This window comes from Agarivorans sp. QJM3NY_30 (genome assembly GCF_050870855.2).
In the GTDB taxonomy this organism is placed as follows: domain Bacteria; phylum Pseudomonadota; class Gammaproteobacteria; order Enterobacterales; family Celerinatantimonadaceae; genus Agarivorans.
This window is the reverse complement of record NZ_CP194038.2, coordinates 598,084-617,832: the sequence shown is the minus strand read 5'-3', so window position 1 is coordinate 617,832 and position 19,749 is coordinate 598,084. Positions and strand designations below refer to the sequence as shown.

The window sequence follows — 19,749 nt, the reverse complement described above, 5'->3', positions numbered from 1 at the left end:
TATCCTATTGTTCCACTTTCGAAAGCAAAAGCTGAGTATTTCGCTCATTCCAACAGCCTTCACCATCAGAAACGACTTCTTTAATATCTAAACCGAGCTGACTAACTTTTATGATAATACCGTTATGCAAGCCTAGAAAATTACCTTCTCTCACTCGATACAATTCACCACTAGGAACATCAATTAAGGCCCATAGGTTTGCACCATCCCCCATGATCCCGCGCATCGTTAGACTCGCCAAAGAATACTGTTCGAGTGGTTGTTTCTCACGGTCAAAATTCGGTGCTAAAGAGCATTCCTTTTCAGAGGCTAGAGCAATCGCTTCCGCTTCAGGAACAGGGCTCGTAAAAGGGTTTCTTAGGTTATCGGCCTGGTAAGCAAGATGCTCAAAAGGCTTAATTTCTGGCACATCTTGTTTCACCGAAACCTTACGCGCTTTCACTTGCATGACATATTGCTGTAAATCATCTTTGGAGCCCCCACAAGCAAATAATGTAAGCAAGCTTAGCCCTAATATGATTGCTCTCATTACTTATCCTTAGGCTCTATTTTCTCTTTATAACGGTAGGTCTTCGCTAACATCGCCATCGTTAAAACTGCGCCGTCTTTTTGTTTTTTCAGCGAAATATCATCGAGAATCACAATTCGCGGTAAAGCGGCAACGGCACTCACAAAACCACCTAACTGATGGTAAGTTCCACTCACTTCTAATTTTATCGGTAACTCAGTTGAAAACTCACGTTCAACTTCTGGCTCCCAGTTAATACGGTGAAACTCTAAGCCATTATCGATACCGATAAAACTCAACTCGTCTAGCAAACCTGGGATCTCATGTTTTTCGGGCAGCTGTTTGAGCAAAGAGGAAAAGGCATCTCGCATCTGCTGTATTTGCGCCTGATAAGCAGGCAAGTTACTTGCTAAAGCAGCTTTAATTTCGAATTTGCTACGTAACTCTTGTTCTTGTGCTTCAAATTGAGCCAACTTGGTTTGTTCATCTGATACTTGAACGTAATAAAATCCTGCCGCAATCAAGCCACAAATGAGACCAATGAATATTATTTTTGCAGGCCGAGGCCAAGTGCCGATGCTTTCTAAATCTAATTCATTAAGCTGTTGTAAATCCATTACTTAGCTCCGACTTTTTCACTTGGCAGACCCAACTTAACGACGAATTCAAGTTGAAACTTACTCAGCTCCATATCCGCTTGTTTGTTCGATAAAGCGACGATGGAACTAATCTTGGGGCTACCTAACCAAGTTTTTTGCTCAATATTGCGCATTAAACTCGCGACTCGATAGTTGGCTTCGCTCTTCCCATCGAGGCTAATCAAGGAATTTTGAAAAGTTAAGCTATCCAGATAAACTCCGGCTGGCGAAATCAATGGTAGGATGTTGAATATTTTGGTTGGAACATTACGACTTTCTTGCAACTTCTGAATCAAGCTGATTCGTTCATTTAAGCTTTTTTTCTGCTCTTTTATTTTACGTATTTCACCAATTTGCTGGTCGAGGACCGCTATTTCAGTTTCTAAATACTGATTACGCGCAAGTTGCTTATTTTGCAGACTCGTATAATAGTTTTGCACCCCAAATGAAGCGAATAAGGTAAGGCCAGCGGCGACCCCCAAACTCAGCCAAAAATCACGCCTTTGTTTTGCCTTGAGCTCTTCCCGCCATGGAAGCAAGTTAATGTTAGACATTATCAAAACCCCTCAAAGCAAGACCCAAAGCCACCATATACTTCCCTCCATCGCGGCGTAATCCGTCGGGATCAACAGAACGATCAAACTGGCAATGATTGAAAGGCTCAGCCTTGATAACTGGCAGTTCTAAATCATTCTGCATCTGTAAGACTAATTCGTCAGACAAAGCACTACCGCCGCTCACGCCAAGCGCATCCAAAGACTTATATCCGCTAGAACTCAAAAATAGCGACACTTGCCGACGAACGTTTTGAATGACCCCGCTAACAAACTGAGCGAAAACATCAATTTCATAGTTCTCGGGTAGACGGCCACTAATTTTCATCTCTTTCGCCTCTTCCAGGCTTAAGCTGTAAAAACTAGCGATTTGCTGTGTATATTGGGCACCGCCAAAGTTTTGGGCGCGGTTGTAAACCACTTCACCTTTATTGAGGATAGCAAAATTGAGCGTGGATTCACCTATATCGACCAAGCCAATGATTTTGCTATCGTCAAATTCATCTTCTTGATGATGCAATAAATAATGCCAAGCTCGGCCTAAGGCATGCGACTCAACATCAACAATTTTGGCTTCGAAATCAGCATTTGCCAATACTTCGGCGCGAATGCTAACCGCTTCGGTACGTGCCGCACTTAATAATACATTGTTACGATTCGCATCACTTTCGTTACTACCGAGGACTTCAAAATCAAGGCTGATCTCATCAATAGGAAAGGGGATTGAGTTTTCGGCCTCAAGCTCAACTTGAGTCTCTAGCTCCAAATCGGACAAACTATTGTCCATGTATATGATTTTGGTAATCACGTGACTACCTGCGACAGCAGTCGCCACTTGACGATTACGGGAAGGAAATTTTCTTTTTAATTCGCGTAAAGACGCCGTAATCTCTTCTGGAGAAACGACTTGATTATCGACCAGTGCGCCAGTTGGTGTAACGACCTCCGCAACCGCCTCTACTTTAAACCCCTGAGCAGATTTTGAGAGTAGCAGACCTTTGATGGTAGCAGAGCCGAAATCTATCCCTAACAACGCAGCCGATGTCTTTTTACCTATCCCTAGTATCATGACCCGCCAACTATCTTTTTAAATTAAACAGTTACCTGTAGATAAAGAATAACTAGTAATTGATCTATACGCTAATAGATCTTAAGAAAGTTGTCGAAACAGGTCACAATTTGACGATATAATCGACGGTTCTTTCGATACAGAGTACAACTTTAGTAATGAAATGGCTTAAAAGACTGTTATTTTTAATTTTCTTAGGTTCTAGCCTCGGCTTAGTCGCAGTCACCGCACTGTATTTTTATGTCGCGCCGCAGTTACCAGACGTAAGCACTCTGCGCGACATCCAGCTGCAAACGCCGATGCGAGTATTCAGTGCCGACGGCGAGTTAATCTCGCAATTTGGAGAAAAAAGAAGGATCCCCTTAGCCATTGAAGATATCCCTGATGAGATGATTCATGCCTTCCTTGCCACCGAAGACGCGCGTTTTTATTCTCACCCAGGCATTGACCCGATCGGTATCACCCGAGCAGCGGTTAATCTACTTGCAACTGGCGAGAAAAGCCAAGGAGCAAGTACCATCACCCAGCAAGTTGCCCGAAATTTCTTTTTAAGTCGTGAAAAAACCTATATTCGAAAAATTAAAGAAATTTTCTTAGCCCTTAAGATTGAGCAACAGCTATCAAAAGATGAAATTTTATCGCTATATCTTAATAAGATTTCTTTAGGCTACCGTTCCTTCGGCGTTGGAGCCGCTGCGCAAGTCTATTACGGCAAAACGGTAGACCAATTAACTCTCGCCCAAATCGCGATCATTGCAGGGCTGCCGAAAGCCCCTTCTGCACTCAATCCAATTCGTTCACCAGAACGCGCTCGTGATCGCCGAAGAGTCGTCTTAGGAAGAATGCTAGAGACCGGTTATATTGACCAGGCTCGCTTCGATGAAGCCAATCAAGCCCCAATTACTGCATCCTACCATGGTGCAGAAATTACGTTACCGGCTCCCTATCTTGCAGAAATGGTCCGCCAGCAGATCCTTGAACAATTTGGTGAAGACGCCTACATATCCGGCATGGATGTATACACCACCATTACAGCTAAACGGCAAAATGCGGCCACCTCAGCATTGCGCAAAAACCTATTAAATTATGACCAACGACATGGGTATCGCGGAGCAATAGACCAGCTATGGAAACCCGGACAGCCCGCCTTGGAGCCTCAACAAATCAGTGAACAATTAGCCAACTTTCCTAACTATGGAGAACTTGTCGCTGCAGCGGTGATATCGGTCACCGAACAGCAAGCGACCATCGTGACCAAACAAGGGGAAGTGGGGGTGATCGACTGGGATAATATGCAGTGGGCTCGCCGTTTTATTAGTGATACCCGGCAAGGGCCGGCGCCTAAAACAGCCACTGAAGTGCTCACTGCTGGAGATATTATTTGGGTTGTCGCCCTCAACCAAGTAAGCGCTGAAACGGGTCCAGACTCAAGTAGTGATTCAACTGCGCCAAACAACAGCGAAGCCCAAAAATCAGAGTTGACTCATTATCAACTATCACAACTTCCAGATGCTGGCGCAGCACTGATTGCGATTTCTCCGCTGGATGGTGCAATAGAAGCACTGGTTGGCGGTTTTAGCTTTAATCAGAGTAAATTTAACCGCGTGACTCAAGCCAGCCGGCAAGTGGGTTCCAATATTAAACCTTTCCTCTACTCCGCCGCATTTGAACATGGTATGACCTTAGCGAGCTTAGAAAATGATGCCCCAATTAATCGCTGGGATCAGGCGATGGGCGTCGCATGGCGTCCCAAAAATTCACCGCCAGTTTACGATGGTCCGATCCGTTTGAGAGTGGGATTGGCAAAATCTAAAAATGTTATTTCGGTGCGTTTAATGCGCGACTTAGGCATCAATACGATGATTTCGCACTTAGCCAAATTTGGCTTTCCTGCGAATGAGCTCCCCCGCAACGAATCACTTTCTCTAGGCTCAGCGTCATTAACTCCGATGCAAGTGGCGAGTGCTTACGGCTCTTTTGCCAATGGCGGCTATTTAGTCAGTCCTTATTTTATTGACCGAATAGAAGATGGCGAAGGCCATGTGATCTTCCAGCAGTTACCGAAAGTCGCCTGTGATGATTGCCATGAGATTATTAATCATGCGCCAGACTTAGATGAGCTACTTGAACAAACTGGCGATCCACTAAAACAATGTGCGATTTCATTTGCTGAAACAGAAGACTTGGCGCCACGAATTATTAGTTCACAAAATGCTTTTTTGGTTTCACAAGCGATGAATAGCGTCATTTGGGGCGGAGGAAGTTGGGCACATAAAACAGGTTGGAATGGCACAGGTTGGCGTGCAGCAAGAGAGCTAAAACGACACGATATTGCCGGTAAAACAGGTACCACCAATGATGCCAAAGACGCTTGGTTTTCGGGCTTCGGCCCCGGCTTAGTGGTCACATCTTGGATAGGATTTGACGATTTCAATCGCGAATTAGGTGAAGCCTCATACAATGCTAATTTAGGCAAAGATCAAGTCACAGGGAAAGAGTTTGGAGCCAGAACTGCGCAACCCGCTTGGATTGACTTCATGAAAGTAGGCTTAGAAGGGATCCCTGAACAACCTTGGTCAATCCCTAAAAATATAAGTACGGTGCGGATAGACCGCGCCAGCGGCTTGTTAACTACCGCCAGCGATTACACGACTCGATTCGAATACTTTGAAAAAGGAACTGAACCTAGCGAGTATGTTAAACCGAGCAGTGGTTCAGTCTTTGATGCTGAAGACGAACTATTTTAATCAAAGTGAGTATGCCGCTTAATCAGGGCGGCTAATTGATTAAAGCAGGGTCGACGTACCGAGTTATTACGATATAACAGGCTAATCCGTCGGCTCGGCTCAGGAGCGCTAAAATGGCGATAACAAATGCCATTTTGCTCAGTTTCCAGAGGGATAGCCAGCTGTGGCAATAAAGTGATCCCCATGCCCGCAGCCACCATATGTCTTAGAGTCTCAAGACTGGTCGCCTTAAAACTGTTATCTTCTTTCGCCCCAGCCGCAAAACAGTAACCCATGGCCTGATCACGCAAACAATGGCCATCCTCCAGCATCAACAATTGCTCGCCTCTTAATTCAGTCAATTCAATGTGAGCCTGATGCTGCCACTTATGCTGAGAAGGCATGGCGAGCACTAACGCTTCATCAAATAAATCGATCGAACCAAAACGTTCCATTTCAGGAAGATAAGCCAACAACAGGCAATCTAAATCACCATCCTCTAAGCGTTGCAACAAGATATGTGTTTGTTCCTCATAAAGAAACAGGGCCATATCGGTAAATTCAGAACGAATATGTGGCACTATTTGCGGCAATAAATACGGCGCCAAAGTAGGAATTAAGCCCATATGTAAGGGGCCAGCCATTGGTGCCTGAAAGCTCTTCGCCATATCTTTAAGGCCCTTTACCTCGAGCAGGATCTGTCGGGCCTTAGCAGCCAACTCATCGCCAGCATGCGTAAAAATCACCTTGCGAGAAGTTCGCTCGATCAACAACAAGCCCAACTCTTCTTCTAACTTGGCAACCTGACCACTCAAAGTCGGCTGACTGACAAAACATTTTTCCGCAGCTTTGCGAAAATGCTTCAGCTCTTGTAAAGCCACTAAATACTCTAAATCACGAAGGTTCATGCATTCTCCTTTAATTACAGCTAATAATACGCTGCTTCGTCTCAATCAACCATACTGTAAGCGAGTAACTCGTGTAGGCTAAGTCGCGATCTAAGAAACTTTGCTATAAAGCTCGCATTCACAAACACGGTAATGCCAAGAAACGCTTAGATATGATATATAAGTAAACTATCAGGATTTCCGAATACAGGTCGTATCGGTTCACGGAGGAATAACCATGGTGTGGTTCAAACACAGCTTATTAATTTTCGTTAGTTCAATACTATTCGCGTGTGGGGGAGACGGCAGTGTCGACCTCAGCGGTGGGGGCAGCAGTGGTGGCGATGGTGGGACCAGCTCAAGCACCACCGCTTCAATCGGTATTGCCCTTTATACCTGTGCGGATGGGATTAATACTGCATTAATTCCGCAGGGGTGTGTGAAAACTAATACCGTTCCCAGTGATACTGATACCTACGTTGTAGTCACACTCTCAAATGCGAGCGCTATCGCGAATGAACTGGTCAGTCTGAGTACCAGTAGTGCTGAACTTAAAGCAACCACCATTCTGATTGGTGATAATGGCATCGGTCATACAACAATGAGCGCACGTACCGATGCCACCAATGCAGACTCAGTTATCGCTACTTATAGCTATCAGAGCAATGGAGAAACCGCCACTGTTACGGCCACAGAGAACTACCAAGTGCAAATCAACTCTGGTGGTTCCGGCGGCTTAAATGAGCTTCAACTTGCTCTGTACGACTGCAATGGTGTAGCACGAGATCAAATCCCCACCGGATGTAACGTAACCAATAGCCTTTCTATCGAATCGCCCATTACAGCAGTCGCTCGCTTAAGCTATACAGGCGGAGCTCCCGCAAGTAACGAACTGATTTCATTATCAACGACCAACGCAGACCTGAGCGCAGAAACGATCTTGACGGACCAGAGTGGCTTGGGGATTGCTACTTTGTTCGCTCAATTGGAAACAACTGGTGCAGATAGCTTAGTCGCAAGCAATAGCGAACTAGGCGTCACTACTAGCGCCAACTATCAAGTAGGTCAAGCCAACCTAATGATGACCCTAAGTTCCAGCCTCACTGATGGCGCAACTTTGGGCTCTGACGCAACGGCTAGTATTAGTGCCACAATTACCGATAGTCAAGGTGACCTATATACAACCCCTGTGGCGATAGGCTTTGCTTCTAGTTGCAGCGCCCAAGATCTTGCCAAGATTTCAGATTCAGTGACCACTGTAAACGGCGTTGCAACTGCCATTTATCAGGCTGATGGTTGTAGCGGCAGTGATACGATTACTGTGACGCCGAGTATCAGCGTGATTGACCCTGAAAACTATGTTATCGATATTGCCACAACCAAAGCCAGCGGAATTACCTTCCAGTCAGCAACGCCACAAACCATTTATTTGAAAGAATCGGTGGGTGAAACCATCGCCGAGCTGGTTTATGTTGTCACCGATCCAACAGGCAAGCCCAAATCTGGTCAAGAGGTCACTTTTGCACTCGATTCAAAACTACACGGCGTAAAAATCAGCCCGCTAATAGCTCAATCCAATGCATCTGGTGAAGTACTGACCCGTGTCACGAGCGGAAACATGTCAGGAACGGTCGTGGTCAATGCAAGCTTTAGTGACCCCGACACTGGCAGCATCATCTCCAGCACTTCCAACGCGCTTGCGATTCATACTGGCGTGCCTTCACAGCAAAGTATGTCGTTATCGGCGAGCACTTTAGCCTTAGAGGCTTGGGGGATCGATGGCGTAAATAGCACCCTAACTCTGAGGGTCAGTGATGAAAACAACAATCCCATCCCTAATGATACGACCATCGTATTTGAAAGCGATGGCGGCCAAATTTCAGGCAATTGTAAAACTAGTGGCGAAGATACCAACAGTAGCTGCTCGGTTAGCTGGGCAAGCCAAAACCCCCGCCCGAAAGGTCACCTCTACGATCTTCCGGCAGGCAGCTGTAATGCACCTGGTTACATTCCTGGAGACCTAGTAAACACTCAAGGCAACAACCGCTATGGCGTGGGGCGAGCCTCAGTATTAGCGGTAACCGTCGGCCAAGAGTACTACTCTGACGTCAATGGTAATCGCATATATGATACTGGCGAAACATTCACCGCTCTTGGTGAAGCCTTTGTGGATAGTAATGAAAATGGTAGCTACGATGTAGCTGGCATCATTAACCATGATAGTGTCAATGTTGAGGAGCGATTCCGAGATTACAACGAAAACAATGAGTACGACAGCGCGACTGGTATCAAGGACTCTACGGTACCAGCTAGTTCCATCGTAGAACTGTTTAATGGCTTATCTTGTATTGTAGATTCGGACACTAACGGTTTATGTACCCGTGACTTGGTCGAAGTGCGCGATTCTGTGGTACTCATTATGGCCACCTCTGGCGCTAACATTCTGATTTCTGATACCACTAACACCAGTCCAGTCAGCAGTGTTGATTTAACCGCAGTTTCATCTCAGGGTTTAGTGATTACAGTTCAAGATCTTAATGGTAACCAAATGCCAGCTGGTACCACCGTATCTATCGGCTCTAATAATGGTGAACTATCCGGACAAACCTCCTTCACAGTGCCTGACGGTGTGCGGCTATGTGATTTAATTGGCCTTAGCGTGATACAGGAAAGTAGTCCGAACAACCGCACTGAAGGCACGATGACGGTCACTGTAACTAGCCCTGGGGGAGTAGAGAGCTCTCGTTCCATCGCCATTATTGATGCCGGCTAGCCACCTCTCGTAATAAAAAGCCAGTCAATGACTGGCTTTTTTATGGACTACTGCTAAGACCTGCTAAGACCTGCTAAGACCTGCTAAGACCTGCTAAGACCTGCTAAGACCTGCTAAGACCTGCTAAGACCTGCTAAGACCTGCTAAGACCTGCTAAGACCTGCTAAGACCTGCTAAGACCTGCTAAGACCTGCTAAGACCTGCTAAGACCTGCTAAGACCTGCTAAGACCTGCTAAGCAGGATGATGCTATTTACTTTTCTTGAGGCAATAAAAAAGGCCGCCTAAGCGACCTTTCTTGCTTGTGCTAAGTTCTTATTCGAAGATTTTAGCTACAACACCCGCACCTACTGTACGGCCACCTTCACGGATTGCGAAGCGTAAACCTTCGTCCATCGCGATTGGGCAGATTAGCTCAACAACAAATTTCAAGTTGTCGCCAGGCATAACCATTTCTACGCCTTCTGGAAGCTCTACCGCACCAGTTACGTCAGTTGTACGGAAGTAAAACTGTGGACGGTAACCTTTGAAGAATGGTGTGTGACGACCACCTTCATCTTTGCTTAGTACGTATACTTCAGCTTCGAACTTGGTGTGTGGAGTAATTGAACCTGGTTTCGCCAATACTTGACCACGTTGGACGTCATCACGCTTGGTACCACGTAACAAAATACCACAGTTCTCACCTGCACGACCTTCGTCAAGCAATTTGCGGAACATTTCAACACCAGTACAAGTTGTTTTGGTGGTTTCTTTGATACCAACAATTTCAATTTCTTCTGAAACTTTGATGATACCACGCTCAACACGACCGGTTACCACGGTACCACGACCTGAAATTGAGAATACATCTTCAATTGGTAGTAGGAATGGCTTGTCGATGTCACGCTCTGGCTCTGGAATGTAAGAATCTAAAGCTTCTGCAAGCTCAATGATTTTTGCTTCCCATGCTTCTTCGCCTTCTAGGGCTTTCAAAGCTGAACCTTGAATCACTGGTAAGTCATCACCAGGGAATTCGTATTCTGATAGAAGTTCACGTACTTCCATTTCTACTAATTCTAGAAGCTCTTCATCATCTACCATGTCACATTTGTTCATGAATACGATGATGTAAGGTACACCTACCTGACGAGAAAGCAGAATGTGCTCACGCGTTTGTGGCATTGGGCCATCGGTAGAAGCAACTACTAAGATAGCGCCGTCCATTTGTGCAGCACCGGTAATCATGTTTTTCACATAGTCGGCGTGTCCAGGACAGTCAACGTGTGCATAGTGACGAGTCGGTGTATCGTACTCAACGTGTGAAGTTGAGATTGTAATACCACGCTCGCGCTCTTCTGGAGCGTTATCGATTGCTGCGAAATCTTTTGCTTCACCGCCGTATACTTTTGCCAATACGTTAGTAATAGCCGCTGTTAAAGTTGTTTTACCGTGGTCAACGTGGCCAATAGTACCAACGTTTACATGCGGTTTATTACGTTCAAATTTTTCTTTAGACACGATATGTACCTTCTTTTCCATTCCGACCTGCCTCAACCAGAGACAAATCAATCATAGTTGAATTAGTTTATTTTGCTTCAATAATAGCATCAGCAACATTCTTGGGCGCTTCACTGTACTCGGTGAACTCCATCGAGTACGACGCACGCCCTTGAGTTGCCGAACGTAGATCTGTAGCATAGCCGAACATTGCAGACAGCGGCACTTTAGACTTAATAATCTTTAAGCCCGCAGGTCCATCGTCCATGCCTTCAATTATGCCACGACGACGATTCAAGTCACCCACTACATCTCCCATCCAATCTTCAGGAGTTGTAACTTCTACTTTCATCATCGGCTCAAGCAATACTGGATCAGCATCCAATGCGCCTTTTCTGAAGCCCATTGCACCGGCAATTTTAAACGCCATTTCGTTAGAGTCAACATCGTGGTACGAACCATCGAATAAAGTGACTTTAACGTCAAGCATTGGGTAACCCGCCAGCACACCCTGATCCATTTGCTCTTTACAGCCTTTGTCTACCGCTGGGATGTATTCCTTAGGAACAGTACCACCAACAATCTCATTGACAAATTCGTAACCAGCACCTGGCTCTAGAGGTTCCATACGCAACCAAACATGACCATATTGACCACGACCACCTGATTGACGCACAAACTTTCCTTCCACTTCAACTTGCTTGCGAATCGCTTCGCGATAAGCAACTTGAGGTTTACCTACATTACAATCCACGTTGAATTCACGCTTCATGCGATCTACGATGATATCTAAGTGCAACTCACCCATACCTGAGATAAGGGTTTGTCCAGATTCTTCATTAGTTTCTACGCGGAACGACGGATCCTCAGCGGCCAATTTCCCCAAAGCAACACCCATTCTTTCTTGGTCTGCTTTAGTTCTAGGCTCAACCGCAATTTGAATCACCGGCTCCGGGAATTCCATTCGCTCAAGAACCACTTTATTGTTCATATCACATAAAGTGTCACCCGTGGTGACGTCTTTGAGACCAATCGCAGCGGCAATATCACCAGCACGAACTTCTTTGATCTCTTTCCGGTCGTTTGAATGCATCTGCACCATACGACCAAGACGCTCACGTTTTTGTTTAACCGAGTTATACACCGCAGTGCCGGTTTCAACCGTTCCCGAATAAACACGCATAAAGGTTAACGTTCCCACAAATGGGTCGGTCGCAATTTTAAACGCCAACGCAGCAAAAGGTGCATCGTCATCTGCTGGACAGTCAACTTCGTTGTCTTTCTCGTCCAAACCTTTAATAGCGGCAACGTGATTTGGCGCCGGCAAATATTCAACAACAGCGTCAAGCACAGCTTGTACACCTTTGTTCTTAAATGCCGAGCCACATGTCGCTAGCACGATCTCGTTGTTTAGCGTGCGTTTACGCAAGCCAAACTTGATTTCGCTTTCACTTAACTCGCCTTCTTCCAAGTACTTATCCATAAGCTCATCGCTAGCCTCTGCAGCAGCTTCCACGAGTTCTTCGTGAAGCTGTTCAGCTCGGGCGACTAATTCAGCTGGAATGTCTTCATAGTTAAAGGTGGTCCCTTGGTCCGCTTCGCTCCAGTTAATCGCCTTCATTTTAATTAGGTCGATAACTCCAACGAATCCTTCTTCAGCACCAATGTTAAGTTGAATAGGTACACAATTAGCACCTAAACGATCACGGATTTGCTCAATTACCCGTTCAAAATCTGCACCAGCCCTATCCATTTTGTTCACGAATACTAATCGTGGCACTGAATATTTATCGGCTTGACGCCACACTGTTTCAGATTGAGGTTCAACACCTGATGAACCACAAAATACAACTACAGCACCATCTAATACCCGCAACGAACGTTCAACTTCAATGGTGAAGTCAACGTGCCCAGGAGTATCGATGATATTGACACGATGTTCTTCAAATTGGGCATTCATACCACGCCAAAAAGTGGTCGTCGCCGCAGAAGTAATCGTAATCCCGCGTTCTTGTTCTTGTTCCATCCAGTCCATGGTAGCTGCGCCATCATGTACCTCACCAATTTTATGAGATAGACCGGTATAGAAAAGGACTCGCTCTGTAGTTGTTGTTTTGCCAGCGTCAACATGAGCACAGATACCGATATTGCGGTAGCGCTCAATTGGAGTTGTACGAGCCATTGTTATCCTCTTGCTAAGGAAATATCCTTAGTCTCACATAGAAAGCAGCACAGCTGTTTTAAGCAGCTGTGCAAGCAATTACCAGCGGTAATGAGCAAACGCTTTGTTTGCATCGGCCATACGGTGAACGTCTTCACGTTTCTTAACCGCAGAACCTTTGTTTTCGCTCGCGTCTAGGATTTCACCCGCTAGACGTAAAGCCATAGATTTTTCACCACGTTTACGTGCTGCATCTACCATCCAACGCATACCTAGAGTGTTACGACGCACAGGGCGTACTTCTACAGGTACTTGGTAAGTAGAACCACCAACACGGCGAGATTTAACCTCTACCGATGGGCGCACGTTTTCAAGAGCAATTTCAAAAATTTCTTGGTGAGACTTGCCTGATTTCTCAGCTGCACCGTCTAATGCACCATAAACAATTTTTTCTGAAATAGATTTCTTACCATCAACCATTACTACGTTGATGAACTTAGCCAGAAGTTCTGATCCGAACTTAGGATCTGGCAAGATTTTGCGTTGACCGATCACTCGACGTCTAGGCATTTGAATATCTCCGGTATGCTTCAGGTTTCCCCAAAACGAATTTTAAAAAAATTTCGCTATAACTAAATGTTTGGCCTTACTTAACGGAGAGCCGTTATGACTTAGGACGTTTAGCGCCGTATTTTGAACGTCCTTGACGACGATCACTTACGCCAGCACAGTCTAATGCGCCGCGTACGGTGTGGTAGCGAACACCTGGTAAGTCTTTAACACGACCACCACGGATCAAGATCACTGAGTGCTCTTGTAAGTTATGACCCTCACCACCGATGTAAGAAGTTACTTCGAATCCGTTAGTTAAACGAACACGAGCGACCTTACGTAATGCTGAGTTAGGTTTTTTTGGAGTAGTGGTATATACACGAGTACATACACCACGACGTTGTGGACACGCAGCAAGTGCAGGTACATTGCTTTTTACAGCTTTGCTTGCACGTGGCTTACGAACCAACTGGTTAATCGTTGCCATTCGAAATAGCTCCTGAAATTACATTTAAACATGTGAAAAAAATCTATCCCCTATTTTGGGGAGGCGAAATTTTATGCGTTGCGCGGATAAGAGTCAAGACTTGCGAATCACCTAAATCTAATATTTTTTAGTCTTGAGGGATAGCTTACCAAGTGAGACAGGGGGTATGGCTTACCGTGAGCTGAACAAATTGTTGATAATCGATAGCATTAAAGGAGCTAATCTTAAGTCCGCGAGCCTGCATATCATCCAACAACACCGATAAACGGCCCTGTGCGCTTAACGCCACTAACTTTGCATCAGCTTTGACTAAGGCATACACAGCATCTTCAATCAACACCAAATGGCTGTCAACGTCCATTTGTTGGATACAGGCTTGAAACTCTGAACTTGCATAACTGTGACGCATAATATGAAGCATTTTAAAACCTTAATATCGCATGGGCATGCCCATAACGCGTCCAAAAATCCTGACTTGCCAATGCCTTTGTAGGGATAGCCAATTGCTCCAGTGTCAGTCCTCGCTCGGCTAACGCCAAAGGATTAACAAAAACTTGCTCTACATCGTATAACTCAAGTAAACCATAGGTCGGTAAAATATTCCGCTGCAAAATGCCTGCTGGCTGTTGGTTCACCAACAACTGCCATACACCCTCACCGTCAAAGTAAGCCACCACATCCTCGGTCACGGCTGAAGCCGCTAAACAAGCATCGAGCGACTCACGGGCGAGAGAAGTTCCATGAGGCGGAGTCGCAAAAATGAACACTAATGCCTTATTCACAGTTGAACCACCCGGTCGGCAGCAAGCATGGCCATCGACATCTCGGCTAATCCGGACATACTAAAATGCTCACTCATCGACCAACTCTCAAGACCATGGTTTTGCGCATCCTGCTGGGTCACAACCCCACGTCGATACGCTGCAGCACTGCATACTAACAACTCACAATTGGCACGGACCTTCAGATCCAGCCAAGCTTGATGAAAGTCAACTTCATCACTCGCAGGAAGAGCACTCACGATGGCATTGGAAACCCCTTCTAAATAGAAGAATACGGTATTCAATGCATGCCCCTGTTGAACAATCGCATTTGCCAGATTTAGAGCAGTCGCACTGCCCTGTCGACCATATAAGGGACTGGTAACAACCAAGGCATAATTTAGATTTTTTAGCATGTTTACTTAATGTGAGCGATAGCTTCAACTTCAACCAGAACATCTTTGGGTAAACGCGCAACTTCAACACAAGAACGCGCCGGCGCATTTTCCGGAAAATATTCAGCATACACAGCATTGAATGCAGTAAAGTTAGCCATATCGCTCAAAAAACAAGTAGTCTTAAATACCGTGGTCCGGTCTGCACCAGCAGCCGCTAATACCGCCATTAAGTTTTCCATCACTTGACGAGTTTGCTCAGAAATACCGCCATCGACAATTTCCATGCTACTTGGAACTAAAGGGATCTGTCCTGAAGTAAACACCAATTCATCGATTTTTGTTGCCTGAGAATATGGACCTATCGCAGCAGGTGCTGCATCGCTTGATACAATTTGTTTGCTCATAATATGCTCTTCAATACTAATATTAAAAACCGGAGTCTGTGACTTGGGGATACGCTTGTCAAATATTTTGCGCTAACCATCGATTTATTTGCATAAAAAAAGGCGGCCAATGGCCGCCTTTTTATCAAGTACTAAAGCTTATTCAGCATCACTACTTGGTGCAGCATTCAATAAAGCAGCCAAATTATCGGCAGCTTCATCCGCCGTTATCGGTGCTGGAGCAACCGATTGATTACGACGTTTTTCATGATACGCATAACCAGTACCCGCAGGGATCAAACGACCTACAATCACGTTTTCTTTCAGACCGCGTAACTCATCCTGTTTTCCACCCACAGCCGCTTCGGTAAGCACGCGTGTGGTTTCTTGGAACGATGCCGCTGAAATAAACGATTCCGTAGATAGTGAAGCCTTGGTGATACCCAGTAGCTCACGGCGGTAAACCGCTGGCCGCTTACCTTCAGCAACCAACACACGGTTTTCGATATTCACCCGTGCCACTTCTGCCTGTTCACCGAGCAAGAAGCTAGAATCACCCGCATCAAGAATCAAACACTTACGTAGCATTTGACGCACGATGGTTTCGATATGCTTATCGTTAATTTTCACCCCTTGTAAACGATATACATCTTGAACTTCGTTCACAATGTAGTTCGCAACAGGGCTGATACCACGTAAGCGTAAAATATCGTGTGGAGACTCTGGTCCATCGGCGATAACCTCACCTTTTTGAACCTTCTCACCTTCGAACACGTTCAGGTTACGCCACTTCGGTATCATTTCCTCGTAAGGAGCAGCATCCGTTGGAGTAATCACTAAACGACGCTTACCTTTAGTTTCTTTACCGTAACTAATGGTACCGCTGATCTCAGCAAGAATAGCAGGTTCTTTCGGTTGACGAGCTTCGAATAGATCTGCAACCCGAGGTAGACCACCGGTAATATCTTTAGTACCGCTTGATTCTTGCGGAATACGTGCAATCGCATCCCCCACACCTACTTCAGCATTATCTTCCAAGTTTACGATTGATTTACTTGGTAGGAAGTACTGAGCAGGAATGTCGGTACCAGCAATCAATACATCATTGCCTGAACCGTCAACCAATTTCACCATTGGGCGCATTTCTTTACCAGCACTAGGGCGCTCGTTCGGATCTAATACGTTAATGCTTGAAAGACCGGTTAGCTCATCGGTTTGACGACTAATGGTGACACCTTCAACCATATCAACGAATTTAACGCGACCAGGTACTTCAGTGATAATCGGGTGAGTGTGTGGGTCCCAATTAGCGATAGTATCGCCAGAGTTAACCGCACCACCGTCAGCAACTTCCAAAACACTACCATATTGCAATTTATGACTTTCTTTGGTCTGACCCAAATCATCAATAATCGTTAATTCGGTAGAGCGCGAAGTTACAACCAATTTACCTTCGTTATTCGTCACAACCTTGGCGTTATGTAACTTAATAGTACCCACGTTCTTCACTTGGATACTGTTTTCTGCTGCCGCTCGTGACGCTGCACCACCAATGTGGAAAGTACGCATGGTAAGCTGGGTTCCCGGCTCACCAATCGATTGTGCTGCAACGACACCGACCGCTTCACCGCGACCGACCAAATGGCCTCGAGCAAGATCACGACCATAACAAAGTGCACAAACACCAAAGTCATTTTCACAGCTAATTACAGAGCGAACCTTAACGGTATCAACTGAATTCTCTTCAAGAAGGTCACACAGTTTTTCATCAAGCAAGGTCTTAGATTTAATTAACACTTCATTTTCGGTACCTGGCTTGATGACGTCGCCAACCAATACCCGACCAAGAACACGCTCACGCAATGGCTCAACAACGTCACCGCCTTCGATATGAGGCGTCATCAAGATACCTTCTTCGGTACCACAATCGGTGTCGGTTACCACTAAATCTTGAGCAACGTCAACCAAACGGCGCGTTAGATAACCCGAGTTTGCTGTTTTCAGTGCGGTATCAGCCAAACCTTTACGTGCACCGTGCGTTGAGATGAAGTACTGAAGTACGTTAAGGCCTTCGCGGAAGTTAGCCACAATCGGCGTTTCGATAATCGAACCATCCGGTTTTGCCATCAAACCACGCATCCCCGCCAACTGACGGATCTGAGCAGCACTACCACGCGCACCGGAGTCAGCCATCATAAAGATACTGTTGAAAGACGCTTGCGCTTCTTCTTCACCATCTCTATTGATCACGACCTCAGTCGACAAGTTGTCCATCATCGCTTTGGAAACTTTTTCGTTAGCTGACGCCCAAATATCAATAACTTTGTTGTAGCGTTCACCGGCAGTTACCAGACCCGCTAGGAATTGCTCTTGAATTTCACTCACTTCTTCACTGGCTTCATCCACGATATCTTTCTTCGCGGCAGGAATAACCATGTCATTAATACCTACAGAGGCACCAGACAAAGTTGCGTAATGGAAGCCGGTGTACATCAATTGGTCAGCGAAAATAACTGAATACTTCAAACCTAGTTTACGGTAACAGGTGTTCAGTAAACCAGAGATCTGCTTCTTACCCATTGCTCGGTTAACCAATTCAAAAGGTAAACCTTTCGGTACGATTAACCACAAGATAGCACGACCAATCGTGGTTTTTTTGATTTCGGTCTTTTCGATCTTAGAGCCGTCTTCAGCAACAATCACTTCGGTGATTCGCACATTAACTCGTGCGTGTATGCTGGCCTGTTTAGAACGATAAAGCTTCTCAGCTTCTTTCGGACCTGACAGATACATACCTTCGGCTTGCGCATTCACTCGTTCCCGAGTCATGTAATACAAACCCAAGACAACGTCTTGCGAAGGCACGATAATCGGTTCACCGTTAGCTGGCGATAGTACGTTGTTGGTGGACATCATCAACGAACGTGCTTCTAACTGCGCTTCAATAGTTAACGGTACGTGTACCGCCATTTGGTCACCATCGAAATCGGCGTTATATGCCGCACATACCAATGGGTGTAACTGAATCGCTTTACCTTCAATTAACACTGGTTCAAAGGCTTGAATACCCAAACGGTGCAAGGTTGGTGCACGGTTAAGTAATACCGGGTGTTCGCGGATAACTTCTTCAAGAATATCCCAAACCTCACCACCTTCGCGTTCAACCATCTTCTTGGCTGCTTTAATGGTGGTCGCTAAACCACGCAATTCAAGCTTGCCATAGATGAACGGTTTAAACAGCTCAAGAGCCATTTTCTTCGGTAGACCACACTGGTGTAAACGCAGTGTTGGACCCACGGTAATTACTGAACGACCAGAGTAATCAACACGTTTACCCAGCAAGTTCTGGCGGAAACGACCTTGCTTACCTTTGATCATATCAGCCAAAGATTTAAGCGGACGTTTATTAGAACCAGTAATCGCACGACCACGACGACCATTATCCAACAAGGCATCAACCGCTTCTTGCAGCATCCGCTTCTCGTTACGCACAATAATGTCTGGGGCAGCCAAGTCTAATAGACGCTTCAAGCGGTTATTACGGTTGATCACACGACGATATAAGTCGTTCAAATCAGAAGTCGCAAAACGGCCGCCATCAAGTGGTACTAATGGGCGTAAATCAGGTGGAAGAACCGGTAATACGGTCATAATCATCCACTCAGGTTTATTCCCTGAATCGCGGAACGCTTCCATCAGTTTCAGACGCTTGGTAGTCTTCTTACGCTTGGTTTCTGAGTTGGTAGTTTGCAACTCTTCGCGCATCACTTCGATTTCTCGATCAAGCTCTAAATGACGTAGCAGAGCTAATACAGCTTCGGCACCCATTTTGGCTTCGAACTCGTCACCGTATTCTTCAAGAGAATCTAAGTAAGTTTCTTCGGTTAACATTTGGCCGCGCTCTAAGCTAGTCATACCAGGCTCAGTCACAACAAATGATTCGAAGTAAAGTACTCGTTCAATATCACGTAGCGTCATATCAAGTAACAAACCGATACGTGATGGTAACGATTTAAGGAACCAGATGTGCGCTACAGGAGACGCAAGCTCGATGTGGCCCATCCGATCACGACGCACTTTAGATTGTGTAACTTCAACGCCACACTTCTCACAAATTACGCCACGGTGTTTCAAACGCTTGTATTTTCCACACAAACATTCGTAATCTTTTACTGGACCGAAAATACGGGCACAGAATAGACCGTCGCGCTCAGGCTTAAAGGTACGATAGTTAATCGTTTCTGGTTTTTTAACTTCACCAAAAGACCAACTACGGATCTGATCGGGTGAAGCTAGGCCAATTTTAATGCCTTCAAACTCTTCGGTCTTGCTTTGTTGCTTAAGAAACTTAAGTAAATCTTTCACGTTTCTCTC

General features: G+C 45.6%; 16 protein-coding genes. 2 read left to right on the top strand and 14 right to left on the bottom strand.

The genetic code is table 11. The features are described from left to right. Positions 1-4: 4 nt before the first annotated feature. Genes ACRRSX_RS02815 through pilM form a run of 4 tightly spaced genes read right to left on the bottom strand, consistent with a single transcriptional unit; the run spans position 5 to position 2,769 of the window. The gene (locus ACRRSX_RS02815; RefSeq protein WP_432454729.1) at positions 5-529 is read right to left on the bottom strand and encodes a pilus assembly protein PilP; all 525 of its coding nucleotides are present in this window, start codon (positions 527-529) and stop codon (positions 5-7) included. Continuing rightward, positions 529-1,125 (bottom strand): type 4a pilus biogenesis protein PilO, encoded by a 597-nt coding sequence (locus ACRRSX_RS02810; protein ID WP_432454730.1) that lies wholly within the window; start codon positions 1,123-1,125, stop codon positions 529-531. The genes ACRRSX_RS02815 and ACRRSX_RS02810 overlap by 1 nt, the downstream gene beginning before the upstream one ends. Continuing rightward, positions 1,125-1,700: a PilN domain-containing protein gene (locus ACRRSX_RS02805; protein ID WP_432454731.1), complete on the bottom strand. Its 576-nt coding sequence runs from the start codon at positions 1,698-1,700 to the stop codon at positions 1,125-1,127. Before ACRRSX_RS02805 ends, ACRRSX_RS02810 begins: the two co-directional genes overlap by 1 nt. Beyond that, on the bottom strand, positions 1,693-2,769 hold the full coding sequence (pilM, locus tag ACRRSX_RS02800) for a type IV pilus assembly protein PilM (protein ID WP_432454732.1): 1,077 nt from the start codon (positions 2,767-2,769) through the stop codon (positions 1,693-1,695). Before pilM ends, ACRRSX_RS02805 begins: the two co-directional genes overlap by 8 nt. Before the next feature lie 158 nt (positions 2,770-2,927). Here pilM and ACRRSX_RS02795 point away from each other — a divergent pair, with 158 nt between their 5' ends. Next, positions 2,928-5,516 (top strand): penicillin-binding protein 1A, encoded by a 2,589-nt coding sequence (locus ACRRSX_RS02795; protein ID WP_432454733.1) that lies wholly within the window; start codon positions 2,928-2,930, stop codon positions 5,514-5,516. Here the strand turns inward: ACRRSX_RS02795 and oxyR are convergent. After that, positions 5,513-6,403 carry a DNA-binding transcriptional regulator OxyR gene (oxyR, locus tag ACRRSX_RS02790; RefSeq protein ID WP_432454734.1) on the bottom strand — a complete coding sequence of 297 codons (891 nt, stop codon included), beginning with the start codon at positions 6,401-6,403 and terminating at the stop codon, positions 5,513-5,515. The two genes, ACRRSX_RS02795 and oxyR, sit on opposite strands and share 4 nt — an antisense overlap. 217 nt (positions 6,404-6,620) lie before the next feature. Here oxyR and ACRRSX_RS02785 point away from each other — a divergent pair, with 217 nt between their 5' ends. Further along, the gene (locus ACRRSX_RS02785; RefSeq protein WP_432454735.1) at positions 6,621-9,155 is read left to right on the top strand and encodes a hypothetical protein; all 2,535 of its coding nucleotides are present in this window, start codon (positions 6,621-6,623) and stop codon (positions 9,153-9,155) included. 314 nt (positions 9,156-9,469) lie between these two features. Here ACRRSX_RS02785 and tuf read toward each other — a convergent pair whose 3' ends face one another. The 9 genes from tuf to rpoC form a co-directional block, all read right to left on the bottom strand. Continuing rightward, positions 9,470-10,654, bottom strand: a complete 1,185-nt coding sequence (gene tuf, locus ACRRSX_RS02780; RefSeq protein ID WP_432454751.1) for an elongation factor Tu — start codon at positions 10,652-10,654, stop codon at positions 9,470-9,472. A 67-nt stretch (positions 10,655-10,721) separates the two neighbouring features. Beyond that, positions 10,722-12,815 (bottom strand): elongation factor G, encoded by a 2,094-nt coding sequence (gene fusA / locus ACRRSX_RS02775; protein ID WP_432454736.1) that lies wholly within the window; start codon positions 12,813-12,815, stop codon positions 10,722-10,724. A gap of 78 nt (positions 12,816-12,893) precedes the next feature. After that, on the bottom strand, positions 12,894-13,364 hold the full coding sequence (gene rpsG, locus ACRRSX_RS02770) for a 30S ribosomal protein S7 (protein WP_432454737.1): 471 nt from the start codon (positions 13,362-13,364) through the stop codon (positions 12,894-12,896). Positions 13,365-13,458: 94 nt separating this feature from the next. Next, on the bottom strand, positions 13,459-13,833 hold the full coding sequence (rpsL, locus tag ACRRSX_RS02765) for a 30S ribosomal protein S12 (RefSeq protein WP_248714063.1): 375 nt from the start codon (positions 13,831-13,833) through the stop codon (positions 13,459-13,461). Positions 13,834-13,978: 145 nt separating this feature from the next. Next, complete coding sequence (tusB, locus tag ACRRSX_RS02760; protein ID WP_432454738.1) at positions 13,979-14,254, bottom strand: sulfurtransferase complex subunit TusB; 276 nt, start codon at positions 14,252-14,254, stop codon at positions 13,979-13,981. A 1-nt stretch (position 14,255) separates the two neighbouring features. Then, complete coding sequence (gene tusC, locus ACRRSX_RS02755) at positions 14,256-14,615, bottom strand: sulfurtransferase complex subunit TusC (protein ID WP_432454739.1); 360 nt, start codon at positions 14,613-14,615, stop codon at positions 14,256-14,258. Continuing rightward, positions 14,612-15,010 carry a sulfurtransferase complex subunit TusD gene (gene tusD / locus ACRRSX_RS02750; protein WP_432454740.1) on the bottom strand — a complete coding sequence of 133 codons (399 nt, stop codon included), beginning with the start codon at positions 15,008-15,010 and terminating at the stop codon, positions 14,612-14,614. Before tusD ends, tusC begins: the two co-directional genes overlap by 4 nt. Positions 15,011-15,012: 2 nt before the next feature. Further along, a complete protein-coding gene (locus ACRRSX_RS02745; RefSeq protein WP_432454741.1) occupies positions 15,013-15,396 on the bottom strand; it encodes a RidA family protein in 384 nt (127 codons plus the stop codon). A gap of 138 nt (positions 15,397-15,534) precedes the next feature. Next, positions 15,535-19,740, bottom strand: coding sequence for a DNA-directed RNA polymerase subunit beta' (rpoC, locus tag ACRRSX_RS02740; protein ID WP_432454742.1), 4,206 nt, complete (start codon positions 19,738-19,740; stop codon positions 15,535-15,537). Positions 19,741-19,749: the final 9 nt, after the last annotated feature.